We start from the raw sequence: 238 nt of genomic DNA on the forward strand, positions 1-238 counted from the left end.
GTCTCGAGGAGGTTGTAAATATGGTGTTACGACGCGTCGGCAAAATGACGGCCGTGCTTGGAGTTAGTGCAATGTTATTTTCGGGATGCGGCCTGTTTGGCCCGGAAAAGGAAACGGCCAGTATTGATGCTCCCCCCGCATCTGAAGCTGCCTTGGATGGTACAAAAACCGCACCTACTGATGGCAGCGCAGCGACATCGGAACAGGCGCAGGGAACGACTGAACGCACGTTGTACTT

1 pseudogene is annotated in these 238 nt (G+C 54.2%); it reads left to right on the forward strand.

What is annotated here, in order from left to right:
* Positions 1-20: 20 nt before the first annotated feature.
* A pseudogene (locus MXD62_RS09600) lies at positions 21-238 on the forward strand (spore gernimation protein); the annotation flags it as partial.

The organism is Frankia sp. Mgl5 (genome assembly GCF_023242985.1).
Lineage (GTDB): Bacteria > Actinomycetota > Actinomycetes > Frankiales > Frankiaceae > Parafrankia > Parafrankia soli.